Raw genomic sequence first — 24,755 nt, 5'->3', positions numbered from 1 at the left:
TGATCTGGGTCAAACCGCGCCGGCGGTGGGCGCGACACTGATCGGCTGGCCCAGCGCCTTGAGCACGTCGCGCACCAGCTGCACCCGGTCTTTCACCTCGGGCAGGGTGCGCTCGATGCGCAGCTTCTCGTTGCCTGCCAGCTTGATGTGCCGGTTCTTCTGGATCAGCTCGATGATGCGCATGGGCTCGATGGGCGGGTTGGCCTTGAAGGTGATGTTGGTCACGCCCGGCGCCGCGTCCACCTTCACCACGCCGTAGGGCGTGCTGATGCAGCGCAGGCGGTGCACGTCGATGAGCGTCTGCGCCTGGGCGGGCAACTTGCCGAAGCGGTCCACGATCTCTTCGAGCAGACCATCCACCTGGTCGGTGGTCTTGGCGGTGGCCAGCTTCTTGTAGAACGATAGCCGCAGGTGCACGTCGCCGCAGTAGTCGCTGGGCAGCAGGGCCGGGGCGTGCAGGTTGATGTCGGTGGTGACCGACAGCGGCGAGAGCAGGTCGGGTTCGCGACCGGCTTTCAGCGAGCGCACGGCTTCGTTGAGCATCTCGTTGTAGAGCTGGAAGCCGACTTCCAGCATGTTGCCGCTCTGGTTCTCGCCCAGCACCTCGCCGGCCCCGCGGATTTCCAGGTCGTGCATGGCGAGGTAGAAGCCGCTGCCGAGCTCTTCCATCTGCTGGATCGCGTCGAGGCGCTGCGCGGCCTGTTTGGTCAGCCCTTCGATGTCCGGGACCATGAGGTAGGCGTAGGCCTGGTGGTGGCTGCGGCCGACGCGGCCGCGCAGCTGGTGCAGCTGGGCCAGGCCGAACTTGTCGGCCCGGCTCATGACGATGGTGTTGGCCGTGGGCACGTCGATGCCGGTCTCGATGATGGTGGAGCACAGCAGCAGGTTGTAGCGCTGGGCCACAAAGTCGCGCATCACGCGCTCCAGGTCGCGCTCGGGCATCTGGCCGTGGGCGATGGCGATGCGCGCCTCGGGCAGGATCTCTTCGAGCTTCTGCTTGCGGTTCTCGATCGTCTCGACCTCGTTGTGCAGGAAGTAGACCTGCCCGCCGCGCTTCAACTCACGCAACACTGCCTCGCGGATCACGCCGTTGCTCTCGCTGCGCACAAAGGTCTTGATCGCCAGGCGGCGCTGTGGCGCGGTGGCGATGACCGACAGGTCACGCAGGCCTTCAAGCGCCATCCCCAGCGTGCGCGGGATCGGCGTGGCGGTGAGCGTGAGCACATCGACCTCGGCGCGCAGGGCCTTCATCTGCTCCTTGTGGCGCACGCCGAAGCGGTGTTCCTCGTCGATGATGAGCAGGCCGAGGTCTTTGAACTGCGTCTTCTCGCTCAGCAGCTTGTGCGTGCCGACGACGATGTCCACCGAGCCGTCGGCGATGCCTTTCTGTGCCGCGGTGATTTCTTTCTGCGAGCGGAAGCGGCTCATCTCGGCGATCTTCACCGGCCACTTGCCGAAGCGGTCCACCAGCGTCTGGTAGTGCTGCTCGGCCAGCAGCGTGGTGGGCGCGAGAAAGGCCACCTGGCGCCCGCCCGTGACGGCCACGAAGGCGGCGCGCAAGGCCACCTCGGTCTTGCCAAAGCCCACGTCGCCGCACACCAGTCGGTCCATCGGTCGCGGGCTGATCATGTCCTGGATCACGGCGTGGATCGCGCCGCGCTGGTCGGCGGTTTCGTCAAAGCCGAAATCGTTGGCGAAGATCTCGTAGTCCTGCGCCGAAAAGCGGAACGCATGGCCCTGGCGCGCGGCGCGGCGGGCGTAGATGTTCAGCAGCTCGGCGGCGGCGTCGCGCACCTGCTCGGCGGCCTTGCGTTTGGCTTTCTCCCACTGGCCGCTGCCCAGGCGGTGCAGCGGTGCCTCGTCGGCGCTCACGCCGGTGTAACGGCCGATCAGCTGCAGCTGGCTCACGGGCACGTAGAGCACGGCCTTGTCGGCGTATTCGAGGTGCAGGAACTCCATCAGCGCCGGCGTGCCGTCCGGGTTCTTTTCGCCCATGTCCATGTGGACCAGGCCGCGGTAGCGGCCGATGCCGTGCGCGTTGTGCACCACCGGGTCGCCCACATTGAGTTCGCTCAGGTCCTTGATCAGCGCATCGACGTCGCTGACCTGTTCCTGCTTCTTGCGCCGGCGCGTGGTCGGGCCTGCGGCGAAGAGTTCGGTTTCGGTGACGAAGTCGATGCCGTCTTCCAGCGAGCTGAAGCCGACCGTGAGCACCGAGGTGGCGATGCCGGTCTTTTCGTCGCTGGCCTGGAACTCGGCGAGCGAATCGAACGCTGACGGGTTCAGGCCGCTGGCGCGCAGGAAGTCCAGCAGGCTCTCGCGCCGGCCATCGCTTTCGGCCAGCAGCAGCACGCGGTGCGGGGTGTTGCGGATGTGGTTCTGCAGGCGGGAGAGCGGGTCTTCGGCGCCACGCACCACCGAGAGGTCGCCCAGCTTCTGGGCGAAGGCGTTGTCCGCCACGTCCTCCACCGCCGGGCGGATGGCGAGCTGCGCGTGCGCGTTGGCCCCGGTGTAGAACTGCTCGGCCGAGAGGAACAGGCTCTCGGGCGGCAGCGCCGGGCGCTCGGGGTCGCCCTTGACGAGGCGGTAGCGGTCCTGCGTGTCCTGCCAGAAGCGCTGGAAGGCAGGCTCCAGATCGCCGTGCAGCACCACCGTGGCCGCTTCGCCCAGGTAATCGAAGACGGTCGCGGTCTGTTCGAAGAACAGCGGCAGGTAGTACTCGATACCGGCGGTGGCCACGCCGTTGCCCATGTCCTTGTAGACGCGGCTCTTGGTCGGGTCGCCGTCCAGCAGTTCGCGCCAGCGGCTGCGGAATTTGGCGCGCGCCGCATCGTCCATCGGGAACTCGCGCCCGGGCAGCAGCCGCACCTCGGGCACCGGGTAGAGGCTGCGCTGGCTGTCGGGATCGAAGGTGCGGATGCTGTCGATCTCGTCGTCGAACAGGTCCACGCGGTAGGGCACCTGCGAGCCCATGGGGAAGAGATCGATCAGGCCGCCGCGCACCGCGTATTCGCCCGGGCTCACCACCTGGGTCACGTGCTGGTAGCCGGCGAGCGTGAGCTGGCCCTTGAGCTTGGCTTCGTCGAGCTTCTGCTTGACCTTGAACTGGAAGGTGTAGCCCGCCAGGAAGGACGGTGGCGCCAGCCGGTACAGCGCGGTGGTGGCGGGCACCAGCACCACGTCGGCACCGGTGTCCTTGTCGTGCTGCTGGATGCGCCAGAGCGTGGCCAGGCGCTCGGAGATCAGGTCCTGGTGCGGCGAAAACGTGTCGTAGGGCAGGGTCTCCCAGTCCGGGAACAGCGCGCAGCGCAGGCCCGGCGCAAAGAACGCCATCTCGTCGATCAGGCGCTGCGCGTCGGTGGCGTCGGCGGTGACGATGGCCGTTAGGCGGCCGGCCGCTTTTTCGCGCGCGGCGAGCTGGGCCAGCAACAAGGCGTCGGCCGCGCCGCTGGGGCGGGGCAGGGTGAAGCGTTTGCCGGGGGTGAGTTTGGGCAGGTCCATGGACGTTGGTGGCTCGCGCGGTGTGGGCGGCAAGACCTCGGGCCTTGCCGCTCCCATGACAAACACCCCCCACCTGCTGAGGTGGGGGGTGTGAAAGAGGTGATTCTAGAATGCGGTCACTCCATGACCGAAGCCCCTCTCACCATTCCCCCCAACCCGGCACCCCGTTGCCATGCCCTGCTGCCCTGCGCAGGCTCGGGTTCGCGCGCTGGCACCGCCGCGCCCAAGCAATACCAGCCCGTGGCCGGACTGCCCATGGTGCTGCACACGCTGGCGGCGTTTCAGGCGGTCGACCGCATTGAGCGCTGTCTGGTGGTGGTGGCGCCCGGTGACCGCTTTTTGAGCGTTGACGACCCTCACATCCAGCTCGCCCGGGTGGGCGGCAGCACGCGCGCAGCCAGCGTGTTTCATGGTCTGCAGGCCTTGCTGGACAGCGGAGCCGACGCCAGCGACTGGGTGCTGGTGCACGACGCGGCGCGCTGCCTGATCACCCCGGCGCAGATTGAGGCGCTGATCGACGCCTGCCTGGCAGACGCTGTGGGCGGCCTGCTGGCGCTCAAGCTGCCCGACACGCTCAAGTCCGAAGCCGGTGGCCGTGTGGCCGCGACGGTGGACCGGTCGGACAAGTGGCTGGCACAGACGCCGCAGATGTTCCGCATCGGCGCCTTGCGAGCGGCACTGGCCGCGCAGGCCGATACCGGATTTGCCGGCGTGACCGACGAGGCCAGCGCCATGGAGCTGGCGGGGCAGAAGCCGCTGCTGGTGCCCGGCAGCGCGCAGAATTTCAAGGTCACCTACCCGGAAGACTTTGCCTTGGCCGAGGCCATTCTCAGGAGCCGTTCATGACCCAGGTGCTTCTTCCGTTCCGCATCGGCGAGGGCTGGGACGTGCACGCCCTGGTGCCCGGCCGCCCGCTGATCATCGGCGGTGTCACCATTCCCCACCCCCTGGGCCTGCTCGGCCATTCGGACGCCGACGTGCTGTTGCATGCCATCACCGATGCGCTGCTGGGGGCAGCCGGGCTGGGCGATATCGGTCGCCACTTCCCGGACACCGACGAGCGCTTCAAGGGCGCTGATTCCCGCATGCTGCTGGCCGAAACGATGCGACGCGTGCGCGCGACCGGTTTCGAGGTCGGCAACATCGACAGCACTGTGATCGCACAGGCACCCAAATTGGCACCCCACATCGCCGCCATGGGCGATGCCATCGCGCGCGCGCTGGGCGTGGCGGTCCAACAGGTTAACGTGAAAGCCAAGACCGCCGAAAAGCTGGGGCCTGTGGGACAGGGTCTGTCGATCGAAGCCCGGGCGGTGGTCCTGCTGACCAGGGTGCCCTGAGCGGGCTTCAAGTCAGGGTTTGGCCAGCGGCAGCTTGATGTGGGCGGCCAGTCCGCCGGTGCTGCTGTTGGCCAGCGCAAAGCGCCCGCCCATCCGGGCAATCGCGCGCTCGACGATGGCCAGTCCCAGGCCGGTGCCGGTGGCCGAGGTCCGGGAGGCGTCGCCGCGGAAGAACGGCTGCGTCAGCTGGGCCAGCATTTCAGGGACCACGCCGGTGCCGTGATCGCGCAGTTTGATCAGCACCCAGTCGTCTTTCTTGCGGGCGGCGATCTCGATCCGCACCCGGCCGCTTTCTGGTTCCCTGCCGTAGCGCTGGGCGTTTTCCAGCAGGTTGGAGAACACGCGGTGCAGTTCCACAGCGTCGCCCATGACCACCGTGTCGGCTGGGATGCTCGTGTGCACCTCCACGTCCGGCGCGCTGCCGAGCGAAAACACGGCGGCGTCGATGACCTGGTTGAGGCTCACGCGCTCGGGCTCCAGGTGGTCGGGGCGCGCGTAATCGAGGAACTTGTCGATGATGGCGTTGACCTGTTCGATGTCGGCCGCCATGTGTTCCCGCGCCTGCGGGTCGCCCACGCTCATCTCGGTTTCCAGCCGCAAGCGCGCCAGGGGTGTGCGCAGGTCGTGGGAAATGCCGGCGAGCATGAGTGCGCGGTCCTGCTCGATCTTGGAGAGCCGCTGGGCCATGCGGTTGAAGCCGATGTTGACCTGGCGGATTTCACTGGTGGCGACCGTTTCGTTGAGCTGGCTGGCGTTGAAATCGCCTTCGCGCACGCGGCTGGCGGCAAACGAGAGTTTTTTCAACGGGCGGTTGATCAGCCGCGCAATCAGGGCGGCGCCGGCCAGGGAGAGCAGGGCGGCCGTGCCGAGCCAGATCAGCCAGGTGATGCCGGCCACCAGTTCGACGCGTGAGGGGTCGGTCTGCAGCCAGTAGGGGTCGCTGTCGATGCTGAACCCGATCCACAGACCGGCCGTGTTGTTCACCTCGCGCGCCACCACGGTGTCCGGACCCAGGCGGGCCTTGACCTGTTCGCTGATGCGGCGGCTGAGGGAGTCGGTGTTGTAGAGCCGGTAGGTGTCGCCGGGCTCGCGCGGTGCGATGCGCACCTTCTCTTCGTCGGCCAGCGTCTTGACCAGGGACACCCGCGCGATGGAGTCGGCGTGGATCAGCCCAGCCCGTGTGAGGTTGACCAGCGAGGCCAGTTGCTGGGCACTTTGCAGTGCACGGGGTTCAAACTCCAGGGCCCGAAAGGTCTGCAGCCACGCGATGATGCACCCCAGCAGCAGCATGGCCAGCAGGAAAAACGTGCGCCAGAAGAGGCTGACTTCTCTGGGCGGACGGCTGTCCAGTGGCGCCGGGACCGTTTCGAGGGCCGCGGGCTGGGTTTCAAATGGAACGCGTGACTCTTCGGACATCAGGCGTTGCCGTCCGGCACGAAGACGTAGCCCACGCCCCAGACGGTCTGGAGGTAGCGCGGCGAAGCGGCGTCTTCTTCAATCAGCTTGCGCAGGCGCGACACCTGCACGTCCAGGCTGCGGTCGAACGGTTCGAACTCACGGCCGCGGGCGAGCTGGGCCAGCTTCTCGCGCGACAGCGGCTGGCGCGGGTGGCGCACCAGGGCCTTGAGCATGGCGAACTCGCCGGTGGTCAGGGGCAGGTCGACGCCTTCCTTGCGCAGGGTGCGCAGGCTCAGGTCGAACTCGAATGGGCCGAAGGTCACCATCTCGGCGTCCTGCGACGGCGCGCCGGGCACTTCGGTGGGCGGGCGGCGGCGCAGCACGGCGTGGATGCGGGCCAGCAGTTCGCGCGGATTGAAGGGCTTGCCCAGGTAGTCGTCGGCGCCGACTTCGAGCCCGACGATGCGGTCCACGTCTTCGCTCTTGGCGGTCAGCATGATGATGGGCGTGCGGTCGGCGTTGGCGCGCAGGCGGCGGCAGATGGACAGGCCGTCTTCGCCGGGCATCATGAGGTCGAGCACGATCAGGTCCACCGCTTCGCGTTGCAGCACGCGGTTGAGGGCCTTGCCGTCTTCGGCCAGCATCACCTCAAAGCCTTCCTGCATCAGGTAACGGCGCAGCAGATCGCGGATGCGGACGTCGTCGTCAACGACCAGGATCTTGTTCGGGCGGGTGTTGGTTTGTGGCATGGCAGCAACTCTCGGAAAATGTAACAGAGGCCATTGTGGCAGCGGCAAGTGCTTGTCAGGCCACGTTTTTTGTGTTCTTGACAGGCTGTTACAAATGTTGCCCAAGGGGTCAGGACCGTTACCATGCTTGCCTCCCACAATGGTGCTTTTATCCATGCCCCGTTCCAACATGAAGCTGGTTTTTTCTCTGGGAAGTCTTTTGCTGTGTCTCTCGCCCATGGTCGGCGCTGAGGAGAAACCCGCACATCAGGATCAGGTTCAGGCGGCGGTCATGGTGCTGCCTTTGGAGGCTCCCGTGGGCGAACCGCGTGGCCCGTTGCGGCTGCGTGATGCCTTGCGCTATTCGGACAGCGACAGTGACGCGGAGGAAGTCAAACCCTACCGACTCTCGGCCGAAGAACGGCAGCGGTTGCGCGAGCAGTTGCGCAACCAGTCGTTTGATCAACAGCCGAGAAAGTAGAGTGCCATGCAGAAAACCTTCCTGAAGAAAAACGGCGCTGAAATTTCATTTGTTCCTGCTCGCTCGCTGCTGGTCGCGTTGGCTTGTGGCGGGCTGCTGTCGGCTGGATGGGCTCAGACCCCCGCTGTGGCCCATGATCCGGCCCATGTGGTGAACCTGTCCGCGAGCAGCTTTCTGGAGGTCGAGCAGGACTGGCTTGCCATGAGCCTGAGCACCACGCGCGAAGGCAACGACGCCACCGCGGTCCAGAGTCAGCTCAAACAGGCGCTGGACGCGGCGCTGGCCGTGGCCCGGCCGGCGGCGCAGCCGGAGTTGCTGGAACTGCGGACCGGGCAGTTCAGCCTGTATCCGCGTTATGGCACCAACGGCAAGATCAACGGTTGGCGGGGCAGCGCCGAACTGTGGCTGGAGGGGCGCGACTTTGGCCGCATCAGCAGCACGGCCGGGAAGATCCAGACGCTCACGATGGGCGATGTGGGTTTTTCACTTTCGCGCAAGGCCCAGCAGCGACTTGAATCGGATGTGCAGGGGCAGGCGATCGAGCGCTTCAAAGGCAAGGCCGCTGAAGTGGCCAAGGGTTTTGGTTTCAGTGGCTACACCCTGCGCGAGGTCTCGGTCAGTTCGGCCGACCAAGGCGGTGGACCGGTGCGCCCGCGCATGATGGCCATGGAAGCCAAGAGCTCGATGGCCGATGCCCCGGTGCCGGTCGAGGCGGGCAAAAGCATGGTGAGCGTGACCGTGTCCGGTTCGATCCAGCTGCGTTGAGTAACGCGGCTCCCAGTCAAAAGGCCCGCATGGCGGGCCTTTTGTTTCCCGTGGTTGGCGTGTTATTGCGCCACCCAGCCACCGTCCATGTTCCAGGCCACGCCGCGCACGTTGTTGCCCGCGGGCGAACAGAAAAAGACGGCCAGTTCACCCAGTTCTTCCGGGGTGGTGAACTGCATCGAAGGCTCTTTTTCGCCCAGCAAGAGTTTCTTCGCTTCTTCATTGGAAACGCCCAGTGCAACCGCCTTGGCGTCCACCTGTTTCTGCACCAGTGGCGTAAGCACCCAGCCCGGGCAGATCGCGTTGCAGGTCACGCCGGAGGTCGCGTTTTCCAGGGCCGTCACCTTGGTCAGGCCGACCACACCGTGCTTGGCCGCCACGTAGGCCGACTTTTCGGCCGAGCCCACCAGTCCGTGCACCGAGGCCACGTTGATGATGCGGCCCCAGTTGGCCGCGCGCATGGCCGGAATCGCCAAGCGGGAAGCGTGGAAGGCGCTGGTGAGGTTGATCGCGATGATCGCGTCCCACTTCGCCACGGGGAAGTCTTCAACCCGCGCCACGTGCTGGATGCCGGCGTTGTTGACCAGGATGTCCACTCGCCCGAACCTTTCGGCGGCGAACTTCATCATGTCTTCAATCTCGGCGGGCTTGCTCATGTCGGCACCGTGGTACGCGACCTGGACCCCCAAGGCAAGGATCTCGGCTTTCGGGCCTTCGACATCGCCAAAACCGTTGAGCACGATGTTGGCGCCCTGGCGCGCGAGCGCTTTGGCGATGCCCAGTCCGATGCCGCTGGTGGAACCGGTGACAAGGGCAGTTTTGTTGGCAAGCATGGGTAAGCTCCTGTTCCATTACGATAGGTTGAAAAACACCTGATTCATTATCACGGAGACACAGGGAAGGCCCCGGTTCATGCAGTCACCACAGCTTCGATTTTTGCCAGTCAGCGGGCCCGCGGCCCGCGACGGTGGGGTGCGCCGCATGGCCTTCTGGGACTGGTCAGCCGACCCGAAGGCACAGGGGCGCCATGTGGTCATCTGTGTGCACGGGCTTTCGCGTCAGGGGCGTGATTTTGATGTGCTGGCGCAGGCGCTGACACCGCGTTCGCGCGTGCTGGCGGTCGATGTCGCTGGTAGGGGGTACAGCGACTGGCTGGCCGATCCCATGGCGTACCAGCTGGGCAACTACGTGGCCGATCTGGCGGCGCTGGTACTGCAGGTGCGGGCCGAAGCTCCCGACGCCGCGATCGACTGGGTGGGCACCAGCATGGGCGGGCTCATCGGCATGGCGATCGCGGCCCAGCCCGCGCTGGCTCCGCGCCGGCTGGTGCTCAACGATGTTGGTCCGGTGATCGAATGGGCGGCCCTGCAGCGCATTGGCGACTATCTGGGTCAGAACCCATCGTTCACCAGCGAGCAGGACGCGGTGGCTTACCTGGCCTCCATTTCCACCGGCTTTGGGCCTCATTCGCCGGCCCAGTGGCTGGCTTTTTCCCGACCCATGTTGCGCGAGCGCGATGGGCGCTGGTGGCTGCATTACGACCCGGCCATCGCACAGCCTTACAAAGCGATGACCACAGGTATGGAAGAGGCGGCCGCTCGGCAGTTTGTGCAAGACGGTGAGCGCACGCTCTGGGCGCTCTACGACGCCATCGGTGCACCCACCCTGTTGCTGCGAGGCGCCGACTCCGATCTGCTGACCCGTGCCACCGCATCCGAGATGGGGCAGAGAGGCCCGCGGGCGCGCTGTGTTGAATTTGCCGGCGTCGGACACGCGCCAACGCTGTTGGCCCCCGATCAGGTCGCCGTGGTGCAAGAATTTTTGTGGGCGGTATGAGCCGACCCTTTGAGTTGAGATGAAACGTTCGCTTGCCACTTTTCCGCCCGTGGGTGCCCCGACCGCTGAGGTGGCCCCAACGGGCCTGGGAACTTCTTCGGCCATCGTGGCCGCCACTTCCGACAGCTTGCCCCACCAGGCGCAGGCACTGATGCGGGCGCGCGCTTTCGCCGAACCGCTGCTGGCCTCCGAGCAGCTGGACACCGGCGAAAACACCCTGGCCCATGCCGATGCCGTGGCGGCCATCCTGAGCGACATTGGCGGCTCCGAAGCCATGCAGGCGGCCGTCTATCTGGTGTACACCTGTCCGTACCTGAACCGTCCGCAGGAGGTGATTGCCAAGGCCTTTGGTGACAACTTTGCCGCCCTGGCCATGGAGACCACCAAGCTGGTGCAGTTGCAGCATCAGGCGCGCATCAAGTCGGCCGAAGTGCAGGCCAAGAAGGTCGAAGAGCGCCTGGCTGCGCAGGACCAGGCCTTGCCCGTTGTGTCACCCGGCAAGGCGCCCGTTTCGGAGCTGGCGGCAAGCCAGACCGAAAACGTGCGCAAGATGCTGCTGGCCTTTTCGCGCGATCTGCGCGTGGTGATGCTGCGGCTCGCCTCCCGGCTGCAGACCCTGCGCTATTTCGCTGCGTGCAAGGGCGACCCGGGCGAGGCGCTGGCCAGCGAGTCGCTGCATGTGTTTGCGCCGCTGGCCAATCGGCTGGGCATCTGGCAGATCAAGTGGGAGATGGAAGACCTGGCCTTCCGTTTCCTGGAGCCTCACACCTACAAACAGGTCGCGCGCCTGCTGGACGAGAAGCGTGCCGAGCGTGAAGCGCATGTCGAACAGGTCCGCCAGCAGCTGGAGCAAGACCTTCAGCGCCAGGGCATACAGGCTTCGGTGGAGGGCCGGCCCAAACACATCTACAGCATCGTCAAGAAGATGCGGGGCAAGGAGCTCGATTTTGACCAGGTGTTCGACATTCGTGCGCTACGGGTGGTGGTTCCACAGACCGACGACTGCTACGGTGTGCTGGCGCTGGTGCACGCGCACTTCAAGCCGGTGGCCGAAGAGTTTGACGACTACATCGCCAAGCCCAAACCCAACGGCTACCAGTCGCTGCACACCGTGGTGCGCGATGAACAGGGCAGGGCGTTTGAAATCCAGATCCGTTCCCAGGCCATGCACGACCACGCCGAGCACGGCGTCGCTGCGCACTGGGCCTACAAGGAAGCGGGTGCGAAAGGGTATGCGGGCGTTTCGGCGAGTTCGGAATACGACGCCAAGATCGCCGTGCTGCGCCAGCTGCTGGCCTGGGAACGCGACCTCAGTGGCAGTGCCAAGGGCCTGTTCGACGACCGCATCTATGTGTTGACGCCCGATGCCGCGATCGTGGAGTTGCCTCAGGGTGCCACCGCTGTGGATTTCGCTTACACCGTGCACACGAACCTGGGTCACCGTTGCCGGGGCGCCCGCGTCGACGGCGCCATGGTCACGCTGAACACGCCGCTGCAAAACGGGCAGACGGTGGAGATCACCGCGGCCAAGGAAGGCGGGCCGTCGCGGGACTGGCTCAACGCCGATCTGGGCTACCTCGTCAGTCACCGGGCCAAGAGCAAGGTGCGCGCCTGGTTCAATGCCCTGGCCATGGAGGAAACCATCGCCAGAGGCCGCGACGCGGTTGAAAAGCTGCTGCAGCGCGAGGGCCGCACGGCGCTCAAGTTTGACGACCTGGCCACGGCCATGGGCCTGGCTTCAGCGCAGGCGCTGTTTGAGCAGGTCGGGAAAGACGAACTCTCGCTGCGGGCCATCGAAACCCATCTGCGACCCGCTGAACCTTCCGAACCGGCCGAAGAGCTGGCGTGGCTGAAAAAGCCGCGCAAGCGCACCGGGCCATCGCCGGGCGGTGTTCTGGTGGTGGGGGTCGACTCGCTCATGACGCAGTTGGCGAAATGCTGCAAACCCGCCCCGCCAGACGACATCTGCGGGTTCGTGACGCGCGGCAAGGGCGTGAGCATCCACCGCAGCGATTGCAGTGACTTCGCGCACCTGCAGCGCAAGAGCCCGGACCGTGTCATCGAGGTGCAGTGGGGCGGACAGACCGGCGGTGGGCGCGATGGTTCGGCCGAGGTGTATCCGGTGGACGTGGCGGTCGAGGCGCAGGACCGGCAAGGCTTGCTGCGCGACATCTCCGAAGTGTTTGCCCGCGAAAAAATGAACGTGATCGGTGTGCAGACCCAGTCGGTCAGAGGCGTTGCGTGGATGACGTTCACCATCGAGGTGCTCGACTCCCGCCAAGTGGCAAGAGCGATGGCGGTGGTGGGTGATGTGGCCGGTGTTCGCGTGGTGCGCCGAAAATGATGCAGGCAGGCAAAAGTTGCCCGTAAAGCTGCTATACTGCGAGGCTTCGGACAGTTTGTAGGCGCGTAGCTCAGCTGGTTAGAGCACCACCTTGACATGGTGGGGGTCGTTGGTTCGAGTCCAATCGCGCCTACCAAACCTTTTCCGATGCATCAAAGGCCTGACGGTAACGTCTGGCCTTTTTTTGTGTCCAGAATGCGCTGGAGCGCACCGCCGGGCGTCGCGGGAGCCCACAGGGTAAACCCATGCAGACAGTTGTCAGGATGGGTTCCTAGAATGTGCCGTATGCTCTGACCAGCTCTGGTTCCCGAGCCGCTCCCATTCTGAAAGTCCAGCAGTGCAAAAAAGCAAGGCCGAAGCCAGCAGCGCCAACCCGGGCGTCTTGCGCATCATCAAGAAATACCCCAACCGGCGTCTGTACGACACCGATACCTCGTCCTACATCACGCTGGCCGAGGTCAAGGCGCTGGTGATGGACAACGAGCACTTTGTGGTGCGAGACGCCAAGACCAATGACGACCTGACCCGCAGCATCCTGCTGCAGATCATCCTGGAGGAAGAAACCGCGGGTGTGCCCATCTTCACCGAGCAGGTGCTGGCCAACATCATCCGGTTTTACGGTCATGCCATGCAGGACTTCATGGGCTCGTACCTGGAGAAGAACGTGCAGATCTTCATGGATCTGCAGAACAAGATGACCGAACAGACCAAGGGCCTCAACCCCGAAGTCTGGAAGCAGTTCACCAATGTGCAGTCGCCCATGATGCAAGGCATGATGGGCACCTACATGGAGCAGTCGCGCAGCGCGTTCACGCAGATGCAGGAACAGATGCAGAAGAACAGCGAGCAGATGCTGGCCGCCCTCGGTCTCAAGCGCTGACACGGTCACCTGTTCTTCCGAGCCGGGTCTGAGACAATCGGGCCATGACTGAAACTGTTGCCACCCCGGGCGCTGCGGCGCCCAAGGTCGGTTTTGTGAGCCTGGGTTGTCCCAAGGCGCTGACCGACTCCGAACTCATCCTCACGCAGCTCAGCGCTGAGGGCTACCAGACCTCCAAGACCTTTGCCGGTGCCGATCTCGTGATCGTGAACACCTGCGGTTTCATTGACGATGCGGTGAGGGAAAGCCTGGACACGATTGGCGAAGCCTTGGCCGAAAACGGCAAGGTGATCGTGACCGGGTGCCTCGGGGCTCGCGAGGCCGATGGCGGCGGCAACATGGTGCGGCAGATGCATCCGAGCGTGCTGGCCGTGACCGGTCCGCACGCCACCCACGAAGTGATGGAGGCGGTGCACCTGCACCTTCCCAAGCCGCACGACCCGTTTGTCGATCTGGTGCCGGCGCAGGGCATCAAGCTCACGCCGCGCCATTACGCCTACCTGAAAATCAGCGAAGGATGCAACCACCGCTGCACTTTCTGCATCATCCCGTCCATGCGCGGTGATCTGGTGAGCCGACCGATCGGCGATGTGCTGACCGAAGCGCGCAAACTGTTCGAGGCGGGTGTCAAGGAATTGTTGGTGGTGAGCCAGGACACCTCGGCCTATGGGGTGGATGTGCAGTACCGCACCGGGTTCTGGGACGGCAAGCCGGTCAAGACGCGCATGTTCGATCTGGTGCGCTCGCTGGGCGAACTGGCCAAGGGCTTTGGTGCCTGGGTTCGCCTGCACTACGTGTACCCGTACCCGCATGTGGACGACATCGTTCCGCTGATGGCCGAAGGTCTTTGCCTGCCGTACCTGGACGTTCCGCTGCAGCACAGCCACCCCGATGTGCTCAAGCGCATGAAGCGCCCGGCCAGTGGCGAGCGCAACCTGGAGCGCATCGCGCGTTGGCGCGAGCTGTGTCCGGAGATCGTGGTGCGCAGCACCTTCATCGCCGGCTTCCCTGGCGAGACCGAAGCCGAATTCCAGCACCTGCTGGATTTCGTGCAGGAAGCCCGCATTGATCGCGCAGGTTGTTTTGCCTATTCACCGGTGAATGGTGCGGCGGCGAATGCGCTGGCCGACCCGGTGCCCGATGCGCTGCGCGAGGAGCGCCGTGCGCGCTTCATGGCTGTGGCTGAAGGTGTGTCGGCCGACAAGCTGCGTGAGCGTGTGGGCGCGACCATGCAGGTGCTGGTGGATTCGGCGCCCGGCATGGGCAAGAAGGGCGGCGTGGGCCGCAGTTATGCCGATGCGCCGGAGATCGACGGTGTGGTGCGGTTGCTGCCGCCCGAGAAGATCAGCAAGACGCTGAAAGTGGGTGAATTCACCAAGGCGCGCATCGTGGCCGCAGAGGGGCACGACTTGCTGGCGGTGCCGTTTTGACCTTTGCCGCGTCGGCTCGCCGCGCTGACCACCGTCAGGTGGTCATCCGCGAAACCCCGGATCTGAAAGTGAAAAAGCCGGCGCGCTGTGTGCGTGCCGGCTTCATTGTTTTCCGTTCGGAAAAACAAAAAAAGGGCTTGCAAACATCACGTTTGCAAGCCCTTATCATTGGTGCCCAGGAGAGGACTCGAACCTCCACGCCTCTCAGCGCTAGTACCTGAAACTAGTGCGTCTACCAATTCCGCCACCTGGGCATTTCAGGAAAAACGCTAGTATAGCATCAAAAATTGAACTCAAAAAGTGAACGAAAAAAATAGCCTGCTGGCCGAATTTGAAGGTGTCGTGTCCGGTCATCGTGACGGTCATGGCTTTGTGGTCCGCGACGATGGACAGGCCGACATCTATCTGCCTTCCAACGAGATGCGGGCGGTGTTGCACAAGGACCGCGTGAAGGCGCGCATCGTGCGCCAGGACCGCAAGGGCCGACCCGAAGGCCGGGTGACTGAGATCATCGAACGCTCGAAGTCGCCCATCATCGGCCGGTTGCTGCAGGAGAGTGGTGTCTGGCTCGTTGCACCCGAAGACAAGCGCTATGGACAAGACGTGTTGATTCCCAAAGGCGCCACGGGTTCGGCCAAGCCGGGGCAGGTGGTGGTGGTCGAACTGACCGAGCCGCCCGCCCTGTACGGACAGCCGGTCGGTCGCGTGAAGGAGGTGCTGGGGGAGATTGACGACCCCGGCATGGAGATCGAAATCGCGGTGCGCAAATACGGGGTGCCGCACGAATTCTCCGAAGCCGCCACGGCACAGGCGCGGGCGCTGCCGGACCATGTGCGCTCCAGCGATTACAAGAACCGCGTCGATCTGCGCGATGTACCACTCGTCACCATTGACGGTGAAGACGCCCGCGACTTCGACGACGCGGTGTATTGCGAGCCGGCCAAAGTGGGTCGGGGCAAGGGCTGGCGCCTGCTGGTGGCCATTGCCGATGTGAGCCACTACGTGCAGACCGGTTCGGCCATCGACATCGATGCCTACGAGCGCGCGACCTCGGTGTACTTCCCGCGCCGCGTGATTCCCATGTTGCCGGAAAAGCTTTCCAACGGCCTGTGCTCGTTGAACCCGGGCGTGGAGCGCCTGTGCATGGTCTGCGACATGCTGGTCAACGCCAAGGGCGAGGTGCATGCCTACCAGTTCTACCCGGCGGTGATGTTCAGCCATGCGCGGTTCACCTACACCGAGGTGGCGGCCATTCTGCAAAACACCCGCGGGCCGGAGGCGGCGCAACGCAAGCCGCTGATTCCCTATCTGTTGAACCTGCACGATGTGTACCGCGCCTTGCTGACCGCGCGAAATGCCCGCGGAGCGGTGGACTTCGAAACCACCGAAACCCAGATCGTGTGTGACGAATCGGGACGCATCGAAAAAATCGTTCCGCGTACCCGCAACGATGCGCACAAGCTGATTGAGGAAGCCATGCTGGCGGCCAACGTCTGTTCGGCCGATTTCATCAGCCAGGGCAAACACGTGGGCCTGTTTCGCGTTCACGAAGGTCCGACGCCGGAGAAGCAGGACATCCTGCGCAACTACCTCAAGGCCATGGGCGTGTCGCAGACCATCAGCGACAACCCGCAACCGGCCGAGTTCCAGCAGATCGCCGCAGCCACCAAGGACCGGCCCGAGGCGCAACAGATCCACACCATGCTGCTGCGTTCCATGCAGCAGGCGATCTACACGCCCATGAACCAGGGCCACTTTGGTCTCGCGTTCGAGGCCTACACCCACTTCACCAGCCCGATCCGCCGCTACCCCGATCTGCTGGTGCACCGCGTGATCAAGGCCATCCTGGCTCAGCAGCGCTACCAGTTGCCGGCCCTGCCGACGCCGGGTGAAGCGCACGCCAAGCTCAGCAAGCGCCTGGCCAGCCGCGCCAAGCCGCCGGTGGCCGGCGAGCCGGTGAAAAAGATCTCGGCCGACACCCTCGCCTGGCAGGCGGCGGGACTGCATTGCAGCGCCAACGAGCGGCGCGCCGACGAGGCCAGCCGTGACGTGGAAGCCTGGCTCAAGTGCAAGTACATGCGCGAGCACCTGGGTGAAGAGTTCAGCGGTGTGGTGAGCTCGGTCACGAGTTTCGGCTTGTTCGTCACGCTCGATGCGATGTACGTCGAGGGCCTGGTGCACATCACCGAGCTGGGTGGCGAGTACTTCCGGTTCGACGAGGCGCGTCAGGAGCTGCGCGGCGAGCGCACGGGCATCCGCTATGCGCTGGGCACCCGGGTGCAGGTGCAGGTGAGCCGTGTGGACCTGGATGGTCGCCGCATCGACTTCCGTCTGGTCACCGGTGAAGACGATCTGCTGCTGCGTGCGATGCGCGACAAGACAGGCGGCTCGGGCGCTGCGGGTGATGGGGACGCCTCCACCGGACGCGGCGGGAAAGCCCGGCGCAACCGCCCGTCCGAAGCGGCTTCAAAACCTCGCCCGGCCAGTGCTGCCGACGCTCTGGTGCAGGAGGTCAAGGCGTCGGTCAAGCGCGCGGCGAGCAAAAAGTCCGCGCGGGGCAATGCGCGGCCCTCGGCGGGCAAGGTTCGCAAAGGACGCCGCTGAGAACGGGTGTCTGATTTGGCTGGGGCGGGCTGGCGAGATGCAGCGGCCTGGCCCTGAACCTGGCGCCGTCGCCGGGGGCCTTCGCTGGCTTGTTCTGATCAAGGGTCCATTCTCATGAGCGTCCTGTTTTTCCTGCTGGAAACCCTGTTTTTTTTCCTGATCGCCGCCGCATTGCTGCGCGCCTGGATGAACCATTTGCGCATCCACATGTCTGCGCAGCCCGGGCGCCTGGCCATCGCGGTCACCGACTGGCTGGTGCGACCGGTGCGGCGCATCCTGCCCAAGTCCCTGGCGCAAAGCCGCGTCGATTGGGGCAGCCTGATGGCGGCCCTGTTGCTGGCGCTGGCCTATGGGGGGCTTTGGTTGATGCTGGCCTCGCTGTTCGCAGGGATGCCGGCTTCGTCGGCGGCTCTGGTGCTGGCCATTCCAACCCTGGCCGTGAAGTTGCTGCTCCGGGTGGTGTTGCAGGGCTTGATGATCCTGTTGCTGCTCTATGCCGTGTTGTCCTGGGTGCAACCCGGTTCGCCGGTGCTCTCCACACTTGATCGCTTGTGTGGGCCGATTCTGCGACCAGTGCGCCGCATCATCCCGCCGATCGGAGGCGTCGACCTGTCGGTGCTGGTGTTGGTGATCGTGCTGCAGGTGGGCTTGATCCTGCTGGGTTGAAGCGCCGGAATCCGGGCCGGCTCAGAGGGCCTGTTCGGCCAGCATGCTGGCGGTCAAGTGACCCGCGTGCGCTGTCTGTATCCACCGGTCGGCGAGCCGGCCATGCTGGTGCACGGCACCAGCCACCCGTTGAACGGTTTGCTCGAAGCTTCCCGGGGGCAATGCCAGGGCGCTGCCGATCATGCCGGCCAGCACGTCGCCGGTGCCGGCCGTGGCCAGCGCCGCGTTGCCACTGGCGTTGATCATCGGCATGCGTCCTGGCGCGCTGATCACGGAGCCCGATCCCTTGAGCACACAGATGGCGGCAAACCGGTCGCTCAGGTGCTGGGCCGCCGCCAGCCGGTCCGACATCACCGTGGCGGTGTCGCTGCCGAGCAGGCGGGCGGCTTCCAGCGGGTGGGGTGTCAGCACCGTGATCCAGCCCGACGCGCTGCGTTCCTGCAGACGGGCTTGAAGGTGGCTGTCTTTGACGATGGCATTGAGGGCATCGGCATCCAGTACCAGCGCAGGTGCCTGAGCAAGCACCGCGGGCAACAGCTCGGCCACCACATCGCCACCACCACACCCGCAAACGATCACGGCGGTTTGCATCAATGCGCTGCTCATCAGTGCCGCCACCGATCGGAACATCAGTTCAGGGCATTCCGGGTCCCAGCGCACCGCCGGCTCACCGGGGGTCTCGCCCAGCAGCGCCACATAGACACGGCCGGCACCTCCGTGCAAGGCTGCGCGGGCTGCCAGCACCGCTGCACCGGTCATGCCCGCACCGGCTTGCGCGATGTCTTGTCCGCCGAGGATCACCACTTCGCCATAGCTGCCCTTGTGGGTCGCGTGCGCTCGTCGCCGTGGCGCAGTGGAGTGCGGCGCTTCGCAGATGAGTTGCGCCTGGGCCAGCACGCCGTCGCAGGGTGGTACGCCCAGGTCATCGAACCAGACCTGACCGGCTTCATCACGGCCGTTCGCGGTGAAGAGGCCGGGCTTGAGTGTCAGAAGCGACAAGGTGTGGCGCTCTTGGGATGCTTGAGGGTTCTCGCCTGGTGCGCGCATCAGCACACCGGTGTTGATGTCCAGACCGCTGGGGAGGTCGACGCTCAGAACGGGTGCGCCGCTGGAACGCAGGATGCGAAGATGATCGGCCAGCAGCCCTTCGGGTGGGCGGCGGCAGCCAATGCCCAGCAGGGCATCAACGGCGAAATCGAAGCTTGAAGGCGGAGCGTCTTGAATCTGCAAGCCGGTGGCCAGCGCCTGCTGCAGGGCGTGCGCTGCGTCCGGTGGCAGTCGGGCCGGGTCGCCGCACAGCGTGACCACGATGTCGGGCAGGCCGCCGGTCGACCGGCCGAAGTGTTGCAGGTGGGTTGCGGCCACCAGCCCGTCACCACCATTGTTGCCGGGACCACAGGCGATCCAGATGCACCGGGCGTGCGGGGCCAGGGCCCGGGTGAGTTCGGCCACGCGGAGGCCTGCTCGGGCCATCAGTGTGTGGGGTGGCAGGGCGCTGGAGGCGGTGCGCTCTATCGAGCGCGTCGCCTCCAGGCCGTACAGCGGTTCCGTTCCATGAATGCCGACACGCCGCATGGTGATCAGGCCGCAGTCATTGTTTCGATGGTGCCATCGAATGAGGAGTCCAGCGTTTCCACTTTGGGCTTGATGTTGGCAATGTCAGTGGCAAGGATGGGCCTGCTATAATCGATTGGCTTTGCTGGAGGGTGTTCTGGGTATTTTTCCCGGAGCCCGAGAGCAAGGTAATCGCAAACCAGCCCAACCGGGTGTTGTCGGAGCTTGTGATGAAGCCTGTTGGCCTCATTCGCTCATGACGATCAGGGCTGGATTTTAGTCCCAACCTCTGGAAAGAAATCTCATGTCTATCTCCATGCGCGAAATGCTGGAAGCTGGTGTCCACTTCGGTCACCAAACCCGCTTCTGGAACCCCAAGATGGCTCCGTACATCTTCGGTCACCGCAACAAAATCCACATCGTCAACCTCGAAAAGACGTTGCCGATGTTCGAAGAAGCCGCCAAGTTCGTGCGCAACCTGTCCGCCAACCGCGGCACCGTCCTGATGGTGGGCACCAAGCGCCAGTCGCGCGACATCGTGGCCCAGGAAGCCCGCCGTGCTGGCGTGCCTTTTGTTGACCAGCGCTGGCTCGGCGGCATGCTGACCAACTTCAAGACGGTCAAGACCTCCATCAAGCGTTTGAAGGACATGCAGGCCCAGCAAGAAGCCGGCCTGGAAAGCATGACCAAGAAAGAGCAACTGATGTTTGCTCGCGAAATGGAAAAGCTGGAAAAGGACATCGGCGGCATCCAGGACATGACCGCGCTGCCCGACGCCATCTTCGTGATCGACGTGGGCTTCCACAAGATCACCATCCTTGAAGCCCAGAAGTTGGGCATCCCGCTGGTGGGCGTGGTTGACACCAACCACAACCCGGTTGGCATCGACTACGTGATCCCCGGTAACGACGACTCGGCCCGTGCCGTTGCGCTGTACGCCCGCGGTATCGCTGACGCGATCCTCGAAGGCCGCTCCAACGCCGTCAACGACGTCGTCAAGGCTGTCAAGGCCGAAGGCTCCGACGAGTTCGTCGAAGTCAAGGAAGACGCGGCCGCCTGAGCCTCGCCGCAGCGCGAAAGAGGGGCTCCTGTAGCCCCTTTTTCACAAGCAAAATTGATCAATTGAAAAGTCCGCCCGGCCCATTCGGGGAAGGCGGCCAACGGAGAACTGAAATGGCAATTACCGCAAGCATGGTCGCTGAACTGCGCGCCAAGACCGACGCACCCATGATGGAGTGCAAGAAAGCGCTGACCGAGGCCGATGGCGACATGGCCAAGGCCGAGGAGTTGCTGCGCGTCAAGCTGGGTACCAAGGCGGGCAAAGCCGCCAGCCGCGTGACCGCCGAAGGCGTGGTCGCTGGCTTCATCAACGGCACCACCGGTGGCCTGATCGAAGTGAACTGCGAAACCGACTTCGTGACCAAGAACGACAGCTTCCTGGCCTTGGCCAACGCCGCAGCCAAGCTGGTCGCCGAGCACAACCCGGCCAGCGTCGAAGCGCTGGGCGCTCTGCCTTACAGCCAGGACAGCTTTGGCCCCACGCTCGAAGACGTGCGCAAAGGCCTGATTGGCAAGATCGGCGAGAACATGAGCTTCCGCCGCTTCAAGCACTACAGCAACGGCGCCAAGCTGGTGAGCTACCTGCACGGCACCCGTATCGGCGTGGTGGTGGAGTTCGATGGCGAAGAAGTGCCCGCCAAGGACACGGCGATGCACATCGCCGCCATGAAGCCTGTGGCGTTGACCAGCGCTGACGTACCGGCCGAGTTCATTGAGCGCGAGCGCTCGGTGGCCGCTGCCAAGGCTGATGAGGCCAACAAGGAACTCCTGGCTGCCGGCAAGCCGGCGCAGAGCGCCGAGATCACCGCCAAGCGCATCGACGGCGCGGTGCAGAAGTACCTGAAGGAAGTCAGCCTGTTCAACCAGGCCTTCGTGAAGAACGACAAGCAGACCGTCGAGCAGATGCTCAAGGCCAGTGGCACGACCGTCAAAGGCTTCACCATGTATGTGGTGGGCGAGGGCATCGAGAAGAAAGTGGACGATTTTGCCGCCGAAGTCGCCGCGCAAGTGGCCGCTGCCAAGGGCGCCTGATCCGGCGCTGGACACTGCCAGCCCCTTCGCAGAGACAAGACAACGGGCCGCAAGGCCCGTTGTCTTGTGTGATCCCCTGTTATTGCGGCGATTGTGTCGCTGGCCGGGGCGTTCTGTGCCGGCTCCTCGGTACACTTGCCGGTTGAGCCTACCGATATCTGATTTCCTGAAAGTTGCCCATGCCAGCCTATAAACGCATCCTTCTCAAATTGTCGGGTGAAGCCCTGATGGGTGACGATGCATTCGGTATCAACCGCGCCACCATCGTTCGCATGGTGGAAGAGATCGCCGAAGTCACGCGCCTCGGCGTGGAGGTGGCCATCGTCATCGGCGGCGGCAACATTTTCCGTGGCGTGGCGGGGGGCTCGGTGGGTATGGACCGTGCCACGGCCGACTACATGGGCATGCTGGCCACGGTCATGAACTCGCTCGCACTGGCCGACACCATGGAAAAAGCTGGCCTGGTGGCGCGGGTCATGTCGGCCATCGCCATCGAGCAGGTGGTCGAACCTTATGTCCGCCCCAAGGCGCTGCAGTACCTCGAAGAGGGCAAAGTGGTTGTTTTTGCGGCCGGCACCGGCAACCCGTTTTTCACCACCGACACCGCCGCCGCACTGCGTGGCGCTGAAATCGGTGCCGAGATCGTTCTCAAGGCCACCAAGGTGGATGGTGTCTACAGTGCCGATCCGAACAAGGACCCGAATGCCACCCGTTACACAGCGCTGACCTTTGACGAAGCCATGGCCAAGAACCTCCAGGTGATGGACGCCACGGCCTTTGCGCTGTGCCGAGACCAGAAACTGCCCGTCAAGGTGTTTTCGATTTTCAAGCCGGGCGCCCTGCGCAATGTGGTGCTCGGTGGCGACGAGGGCACGCTGGTCCACGTCTGACAACCACCGACTCACCGAAACCTGTCGAATTGAGGAGCATTCATGAGCATTGCTGAAGTCCGCCAAACCGCCGAACACAAGATGCAGCAGTCGGTGGAATCGTTCAAGAGCAACCTGGCCAAGGTGCGAACCGGACGACCCAACCCCCAGCTGCTCGACACGGTGCATGTGGATTACTACGGATCCATGTTGCCGTTGTCACAAGTGGCCAACCTCACGCTGCTCGACGCCCGCACGATTGGTGTGGCACCGTGGGAAAAGGGCATGGGCGCGAAGATCGAAAAAGCCATCCGCGAATCCGATCTGGGCCTGAACCCGTCCAGCCAGGGCGACCTGATCCGCGTGCCCATGCCGCCCATGACCGAAGAGCGCCGCAAGGAGCTGACCAAGGTCGTTCGGGGCGAGGGCGAGTCGGCCAAGGTGGCCATCCGCAACCTGCGCCGTGACGCCAACGAGTCGGTCAAGAAGCTGGTCAAGGACAAGCTGGCGTCGGAAGACGACGAGCGCCGTTCGACAGAAGACATCCAGAAGCTGACCGACCGCATGATCAACGAGGTGGATCGGCTGGTCGCTTCCAAAGAGCAGGACATCATGGCGGTGTGACGCGTTCGCGTCACCCTTGCCTGTTTTCTGAACCCGTGTCTTGATGACCGATTCCTTGCCTTCCGATCCGACATCTCCTGTCATCGTGCCGCACCATGTGGCCATCGTGATGGATGGCAACGGCCGCTGGGCGCAGCGGCGCCATCTGCCGCGGGTGGCCGGCCACAAACAAGGGGTCGATGCACTGCGCAACACGGTGCGGGCTTGCCTGGAGCGAGGTGTTCAGGTGCTCACGGTTTTTGCCTTTTCTTCCGAAAACTGGAGCCGTCCAGTGGACGAGGTGTCCGGTTTGATGAACCTGCTGGTCATGGCCTTGTCGCGCGAGGTGCCCAAGCTGACCAAGAACGGCGTGCGGCTGTATTTTCCGGGTGATCGCAGCGGGCTTTCGCCCAGGGTGGTTCAGGGTCTGCAACGGGCGCAGGACGCCACCGCCCACAACCAGCGCATGGTGCTCAACGTCTGTTTCAACTACGGTGGGCGCTGGGACATCGCGCAGGCGGCGCGCCGACTGGTGGCCGAGGGGCGTGACATCACCGAAGCCAGTTTGTGTGAAACCACCGCGCTGGCGCATTCGGGCGATCCGGACCTGCTGATCCGCACCGGCGGCGAGATGCGGATCAGCAACTTCCTGCTTTGGCAAGCCGCCTACGCCGAACTGTTTTTTACGCCCTGCCTCTGGCCCGACTTTGATGCGGCGGAGCTGGACCGCGCCTTCGCCGACTACGCCGGTCGCGAGCGCCGTTTTGGTCAGACATCGGATCAGGTGGTCAAGAGCCCGGCGACGGGTGTCCAAGCCGGACCACACCATGCTTAAACAGCGCATCATCACTGCGCTGCTCTTGATGGCGGTCTTGTTGCCCGCCTTGTTCTACCCGTCCAGCGAGCCCTTTGTATTGTTGTCGCTGCTGCTCATGGTGGCGGGCGGCTGGGAGTGGGCACGGCTCAACGCCTGTGCGCCAACCATGGCCAAGGCTGTGGGGCTGGGCTTGGGGCTGGCGTTGCTGGCGTTCTGGCTGCTGGGTGGACTGGAACAGACCTGGCGACCGGTCTGGCTGGTGTCTTCCCTGGTCTGGGTCGGTCTGGCTGTGGTGATGCTGCGACGTGGTGTGGCTGGCTGGAGCGCCTGGCCTGCGGCGATCCGGCTGGGGCTGGGGCTGTTGTTGCTGGCCTGTGCCTGGCTGGCGCTGGTGCAGGCGCGTCAACTGGGGGTGGGCTTTCTGCTCTCCGTGTTGAGCCTCGTCTGGATGGCCGATATCGCGGCGTATGCCGGCGGGCGTGCCTTCGGGCGGCGCAAGCTGGCACCCACGCTGAGTCCCGGCAAGAGCTGGGAAGGGGTGGTCAGCGGGCTCGCGGGGGTCCTGTTGCTCGGACTGGGATGGCGCTGGTTCGATGGACAGCAGCTCACCGATCAGCCCAGTCTGTTCACCCGTCTGCAGACGCTGGGCGAGCTGGTTTCGTGGCTGGCCGTGATTGGCCTGACCGCCATGAGCGTGGTGGGGGATCTGCTGGAATCGCTGGTCAAACGCAGCGCAGGCATGAAAGACTCCAGCCAACTCCTGCCAGGACACGGCGGTGTGCTGGACCGGGTGGATGCGCTGCTGCCCGTGTTGCCACTGGCCATGATGCTGGTCACTCTCTGAACAC

21 protein-coding genes and 2 tRNA genes are annotated in these 24,755 nt (G+C 64.5%); 17 read left to right on the top strand and 6 right to left on the bottom strand.

The features are described from left to right. Positions 1 to 9: 9 nt before the first annotated feature. The gene (gene mfd, locus F3K02_RS08385) at positions 10 to 3,501 is read right to left on the bottom strand and encodes a transcription-repair coupling factor (protein ID WP_177135044.1); all 3,492 of its coding nucleotides are present in this window, start codon (positions 3,499 to 3,501) and stop codon (positions 10 to 12) included. Positions 3,502 to 3,624: 123 nt separating this feature from the next. On the opposite strand from mfd, the gene ispD reads away from it, so the two are divergent. Together ispD and ispF are read left to right on the top strand one after the other, a co-directional pair. Further along, on the top strand, positions 3,625 to 4,347 hold the full coding sequence (gene ispD, locus F3K02_RS08380) for a 2-C-methyl-D-erythritol 4-phosphate cytidylyltransferase (RefSeq protein ID WP_177135041.1): 723 nt from the start codon (positions 3,625 to 3,627) through the stop codon (positions 4,345 to 4,347). Next, on the top strand, positions 4,344 to 4,841 hold the full coding sequence (gene ispF / locus F3K02_RS08375; RefSeq protein WP_177135039.1) for a 2-C-methyl-D-erythritol 2,4-cyclodiphosphate synthase: 498 nt from the start codon (positions 4,344 to 4,346) through the stop codon (positions 4,839 to 4,841). The genes ispD and ispF overlap by 4 nt, the downstream gene beginning before the upstream one ends. Before the next feature lie 12 nt (positions 4,842 to 4,853). Here the strand turns inward: ispF and F3K02_RS08370 are convergent, their stop codons facing one another. Both F3K02_RS08370 and ompR read right to left on the bottom strand, forming a co-directional pair. Beyond that, a complete protein-coding gene (locus tag F3K02_RS08370; protein WP_177135037.1) occupies positions 4,854 to 6,257 on the bottom strand; it encodes an ATP-binding protein in 1,404 nt (467 codons plus the stop codon). After that, positions 6,257 to 6,988: an osmolarity response regulator transcription factor OmpR gene (gene ompR, locus F3K02_RS08365; protein WP_177135035.1), complete on the bottom strand. Its 732-nt coding sequence runs from the start codon at positions 6,986 to 6,988 to the stop codon at positions 6,257 to 6,259. Before ompR ends, F3K02_RS08370 begins: the two co-directional genes overlap by 1 nt. Positions 6,989 to 7,142: 154 nt before the next feature. Here ompR and F3K02_RS08360 point away from each other — a divergent pair, with 154 nt between their 5' ends. Then, entirely contained in the window at positions 7,143 to 7,448 is a 306-nt protein-coding gene (locus F3K02_RS08360; RefSeq protein WP_177135032.1) for a hypothetical protein, read from the top strand. Between the two features lie 6 nt (positions 7,449 to 7,454). After that, complete coding sequence (locus F3K02_RS08355) at positions 7,455 to 8,213, top strand: SIMPL domain-containing protein (RefSeq protein ID WP_177135030.1); 759 nt, start codon at positions 7,455 to 7,457, stop codon at positions 8,211 to 8,213. Between the two features lie 62 nt (positions 8,214 to 8,275). Here F3K02_RS08355 and F3K02_RS08350 read toward each other — a convergent pair whose 3' ends face one another. Further along, complete coding sequence (locus F3K02_RS08350) at positions 8,276 to 9,046, bottom strand: 3-hydroxybutyrate dehydrogenase (protein ID WP_177135028.1); 771 nt, start codon at positions 9,044 to 9,046, stop codon at positions 8,276 to 8,278. A gap of 79 nt (positions 9,047 to 9,125) precedes the next feature. On the opposite strand from F3K02_RS08350, the gene F3K02_RS08345 reads away from it, so the two are divergent. The 5 genes from F3K02_RS08345 (at position 9,126) to rimO (ending at position 14,703) form a co-directional block, all read left to right on the top strand. Further along, a complete protein-coding gene (locus tag F3K02_RS08345) occupies positions 9,126 to 10,049 on the top strand; it encodes an alpha/beta fold hydrolase (RefSeq protein ID WP_177135026.1) in 924 nt (307 codons plus the stop codon). Between the two features lie 19 nt (positions 10,050 to 10,068). Beyond that, entirely contained in the window at positions 10,069 to 12,393 is a 2,325-nt protein-coding gene (locus F3K02_RS08340) for a RelA/SpoT family protein (protein ID WP_177135024.1), read from the top strand. A gap of 59 nt (positions 12,394 to 12,452) precedes the next feature. Further along, positions 12,453 to 12,529: transfer RNA gene (locus F3K02_RS08335), tRNA-Val, on the top strand. A 201-nt stretch (positions 12,530 to 12,730) separates the two neighbouring features. Next, positions 12,731 to 13,273: a polyhydroxyalkanoate synthesis repressor PhaR gene (gene phaR, locus F3K02_RS08330; protein ID WP_177135022.1), complete on the top strand. Its 543-nt coding sequence runs from the start codon at positions 12,731 to 12,733 to the stop codon at positions 13,271 to 13,273. A gap of 44 nt (positions 13,274 to 13,317) precedes the next feature. Continuing rightward, a complete protein-coding gene (rimO, locus tag F3K02_RS08325; protein WP_177135020.1) occupies positions 13,318 to 14,703 on the top strand; it encodes a 30S ribosomal protein S12 methylthiotransferase RimO in 1,386 nt (461 codons plus the stop codon). Positions 14,704 to 14,872: 169 nt separating this feature from the next. Here rimO and F3K02_RS08320 read toward each other — a convergent pair. Beyond that, positions 14,873 to 14,957 (bottom strand) — tRNA-Leu (locus F3K02_RS08320). Positions 14,958 to 15,003: 46 nt separating this feature from the next. Here F3K02_RS08320 and rnr point away from each other — a divergent pair. Together rnr and F3K02_RS08310 are read left to right on the top strand one after the other, a co-directional pair. Further along, positions 15,004 to 17,307: a ribonuclease R gene (gene rnr, locus F3K02_RS08315; protein ID WP_177135018.1), complete on the top strand. Its 2,304-nt coding sequence runs from the start codon at positions 15,004 to 15,006 to the stop codon at positions 17,305 to 17,307. A 114-nt stretch (positions 17,308 to 17,421) separates the two neighbouring features. Continuing rightward, a complete protein-coding gene (locus F3K02_RS08310) occupies positions 17,422 to 17,973 on the top strand; it encodes a YggT family protein (protein ID WP_177135016.1) in 552 nt (183 codons plus the stop codon). A 21-nt stretch (positions 17,974 to 17,994) separates the two neighbouring features. Here the strand turns inward: F3K02_RS08310 and F3K02_RS08305 are convergent, their stop codons facing one another. Next, positions 17,995 to 19,548: an NAD(P)H-hydrate dehydratase gene (locus tag F3K02_RS08305; protein WP_177135014.1), complete on the bottom strand. Its 1,554-nt coding sequence runs from the start codon at positions 19,546 to 19,548 to the stop codon at positions 17,995 to 17,997. A 283-nt stretch (positions 19,549 to 19,831) separates the two neighbouring features. Between F3K02_RS08305 and rpsB the strand changes: the two genes are divergently transcribed. The 6 genes from rpsB to F3K02_RS08275 all read left to right on the top strand — a co-directional run bounded on the left by rpsB (position 19,832) and on the right by F3K02_RS08275 (position 24,751). Then, complete coding sequence (rpsB, locus tag F3K02_RS08300; protein WP_177135012.1) at positions 19,832 to 20,587, top strand: 30S ribosomal protein S2; 756 nt, start codon at positions 19,832 to 19,834, stop codon at positions 20,585 to 20,587. Between the two features lie 113 nt (positions 20,588 to 20,700). Further along, positions 20,701 to 21,618: a translation elongation factor Ts gene (gene tsf, locus F3K02_RS08295; protein WP_177135010.1), complete on the top strand. Its 918-nt coding sequence runs from the start codon at positions 20,701 to 20,703 to the stop codon at positions 21,616 to 21,618. 179 nt (positions 21,619 to 21,797) lie between these two features. Further along, positions 21,798 to 22,508 carry a UMP kinase gene (pyrH, locus tag F3K02_RS08290; protein ID WP_177135008.1) on the top strand — a complete coding sequence of 237 codons (711 nt, stop codon included), beginning with the start codon at positions 21,798 to 21,800 and terminating at the stop codon, positions 22,506 to 22,508. 42 nt (positions 22,509 to 22,550) lie between these two features. Beyond that, complete coding sequence (frr, locus tag F3K02_RS08285) at positions 22,551 to 23,111, top strand: ribosome recycling factor (RefSeq protein ID WP_177135006.1); 561 nt, start codon at positions 22,551 to 22,553, stop codon at positions 23,109 to 23,111. A 43-nt stretch (positions 23,112 to 23,154) separates the two neighbouring features. Beyond that, a complete protein-coding gene (uppS, locus tag F3K02_RS08280; RefSeq protein WP_177135004.1) occupies positions 23,155 to 23,925 on the top strand; it encodes a polyprenyl diphosphate synthase in 771 nt (256 codons plus the stop codon). Continuing rightward, positions 23,918 to 24,751 (top strand): phosphatidate cytidylyltransferase, encoded by an 834-nt coding sequence (locus F3K02_RS08275; protein ID WP_177135002.1) that lies wholly within the window; start codon positions 23,918 to 23,920, stop codon positions 24,749 to 24,751. The genes uppS and F3K02_RS08275 overlap by 8 nt, the downstream gene beginning before the upstream one ends. Positions 24,752 to 24,755 lie beyond the last annotated feature (4 nt).

Source organism: Hydrogenophaga aromaticivorans, from assembly GCF_013387465.1.
Classification (GTDB): domain Bacteria; phylum Pseudomonadota; class Gammaproteobacteria; order Burkholderiales; family Burkholderiaceae_C; genus Hydrogenophaga; species Hydrogenophaga aromaticivorans.
This window is presented reverse-complemented; position numbering and strand designations above follow the sequence as displayed.

Excerpts from the sequence above, each read along its gene's own strand:
- F3K02_RS08340 (WP_177135024.1), top strand. The coding sequence starts at position 10,069 with ATGAAACGTTCGCTTGCCACTTTTCCGCCCGTGGGTGCCCCGACCGCT.
- rimO (WP_177135020.1), top strand. The coding sequence starts at position 13,318 with ATGACTGAAACTGTTGCCACCCCGGGCGCTGCGGCGCCCAAGGTCGGT.
- ompR (WP_177135035.1), bottom strand. The coding sequence starts at position 6,988 with ATGCCACAAACCAACACCCGCCCGAACAAGATCCTGGTCGTTGACGAC.
- F3K02_RS08360 (WP_177135032.1), top strand. The coding sequence starts at position 7,143 with ATGCCCCGTTCCAACATGAAGCTGGTTTTTTCTCTGGGAAGTCTTTTG.
- mfd (WP_177135044.1), bottom strand. The coding sequence starts at position 3,501 with ATGGACCTGCCCAAACTCACCCCCGGCAAACGCTTCACCCTGCCCCGC.
- ispF (WP_177135039.1), top strand. The coding sequence starts at position 4,344 with ATGACCCAGGTGCTTCTTCCGTTCCGCATCGGCGAGGGCTGGGACGTG.
- F3K02_RS08310 (WP_177135016.1), top strand. The coding sequence starts at position 17,422 with ATGAGCGTCCTGTTTTTCCTGCTGGAAACCCTGTTTTTTTTCCTGATC.
- rpsB (WP_177135012.1), top strand. The coding sequence starts at position 19,832 with ATGTCTATCTCCATGCGCGAAATGCTGGAAGCTGGTGTCCACTTCGGT.
- F3K02_RS08355 (WP_177135030.1), top strand. The coding sequence starts at position 7,455 with ATGCAGAAAACCTTCCTGAAGAAAAACGGCGCTGAAATTTCATTTGTT.
- frr (WP_177135006.1), top strand. The coding sequence starts at position 22,551 with ATGAGCATTGCTGAAGTCCGCCAAACCGCCGAACACAAGATGCAGCAG.
- F3K02_RS08275 (WP_177135002.1), top strand. The coding sequence starts at position 23,918 with ATGCTTAAACAGCGCATCATCACTGCGCTGCTCTTGATGGCGGTCTTG.
- F3K02_RS08305 (WP_177135014.1), bottom strand. The coding sequence starts at position 19,548 with ATGCGGCGTGTCGGCATTCATGGAACGGAACCGCTGTACGGCCTGGAG.
- tsf (WP_177135010.1), top strand. The coding sequence starts at position 20,701 with ATGGCAATTACCGCAAGCATGGTCGCTGAACTGCGCGCCAAGACCGAC.
- ispD (WP_177135041.1), top strand. The coding sequence starts at position 3,625 with ATGACCGAAGCCCCTCTCACCATTCCCCCCAACCCGGCACCCCGTTGC.
- uppS (WP_177135004.1), top strand. The coding sequence starts at position 23,155 with ATGACCGATTCCTTGCCTTCCGATCCGACATCTCCTGTCATCGTGCCG.
- F3K02_RS08350 (WP_177135028.1), bottom strand. The coding sequence starts at position 9,046 with ATGCTTGCCAACAAAACTGCCCTTGTCACCGGTTCCACCAGCGGCATC.
- F3K02_RS08370 (WP_177135037.1), bottom strand. The coding sequence starts at position 6,257 with ATGTCCGAAGAGTCACGCGTTCCATTTGAAACCCAGCCCGCGGCCCTC.
- pyrH (WP_177135008.1), top strand. The coding sequence starts at position 21,798 with ATGCCAGCCTATAAACGCATCCTTCTCAAATTGTCGGGTGAAGCCCTG.
- F3K02_RS08345 (WP_177135026.1), top strand. The coding sequence starts at position 9,126 with ATGCAGTCACCACAGCTTCGATTTTTGCCAGTCAGCGGGCCCGCGGCC.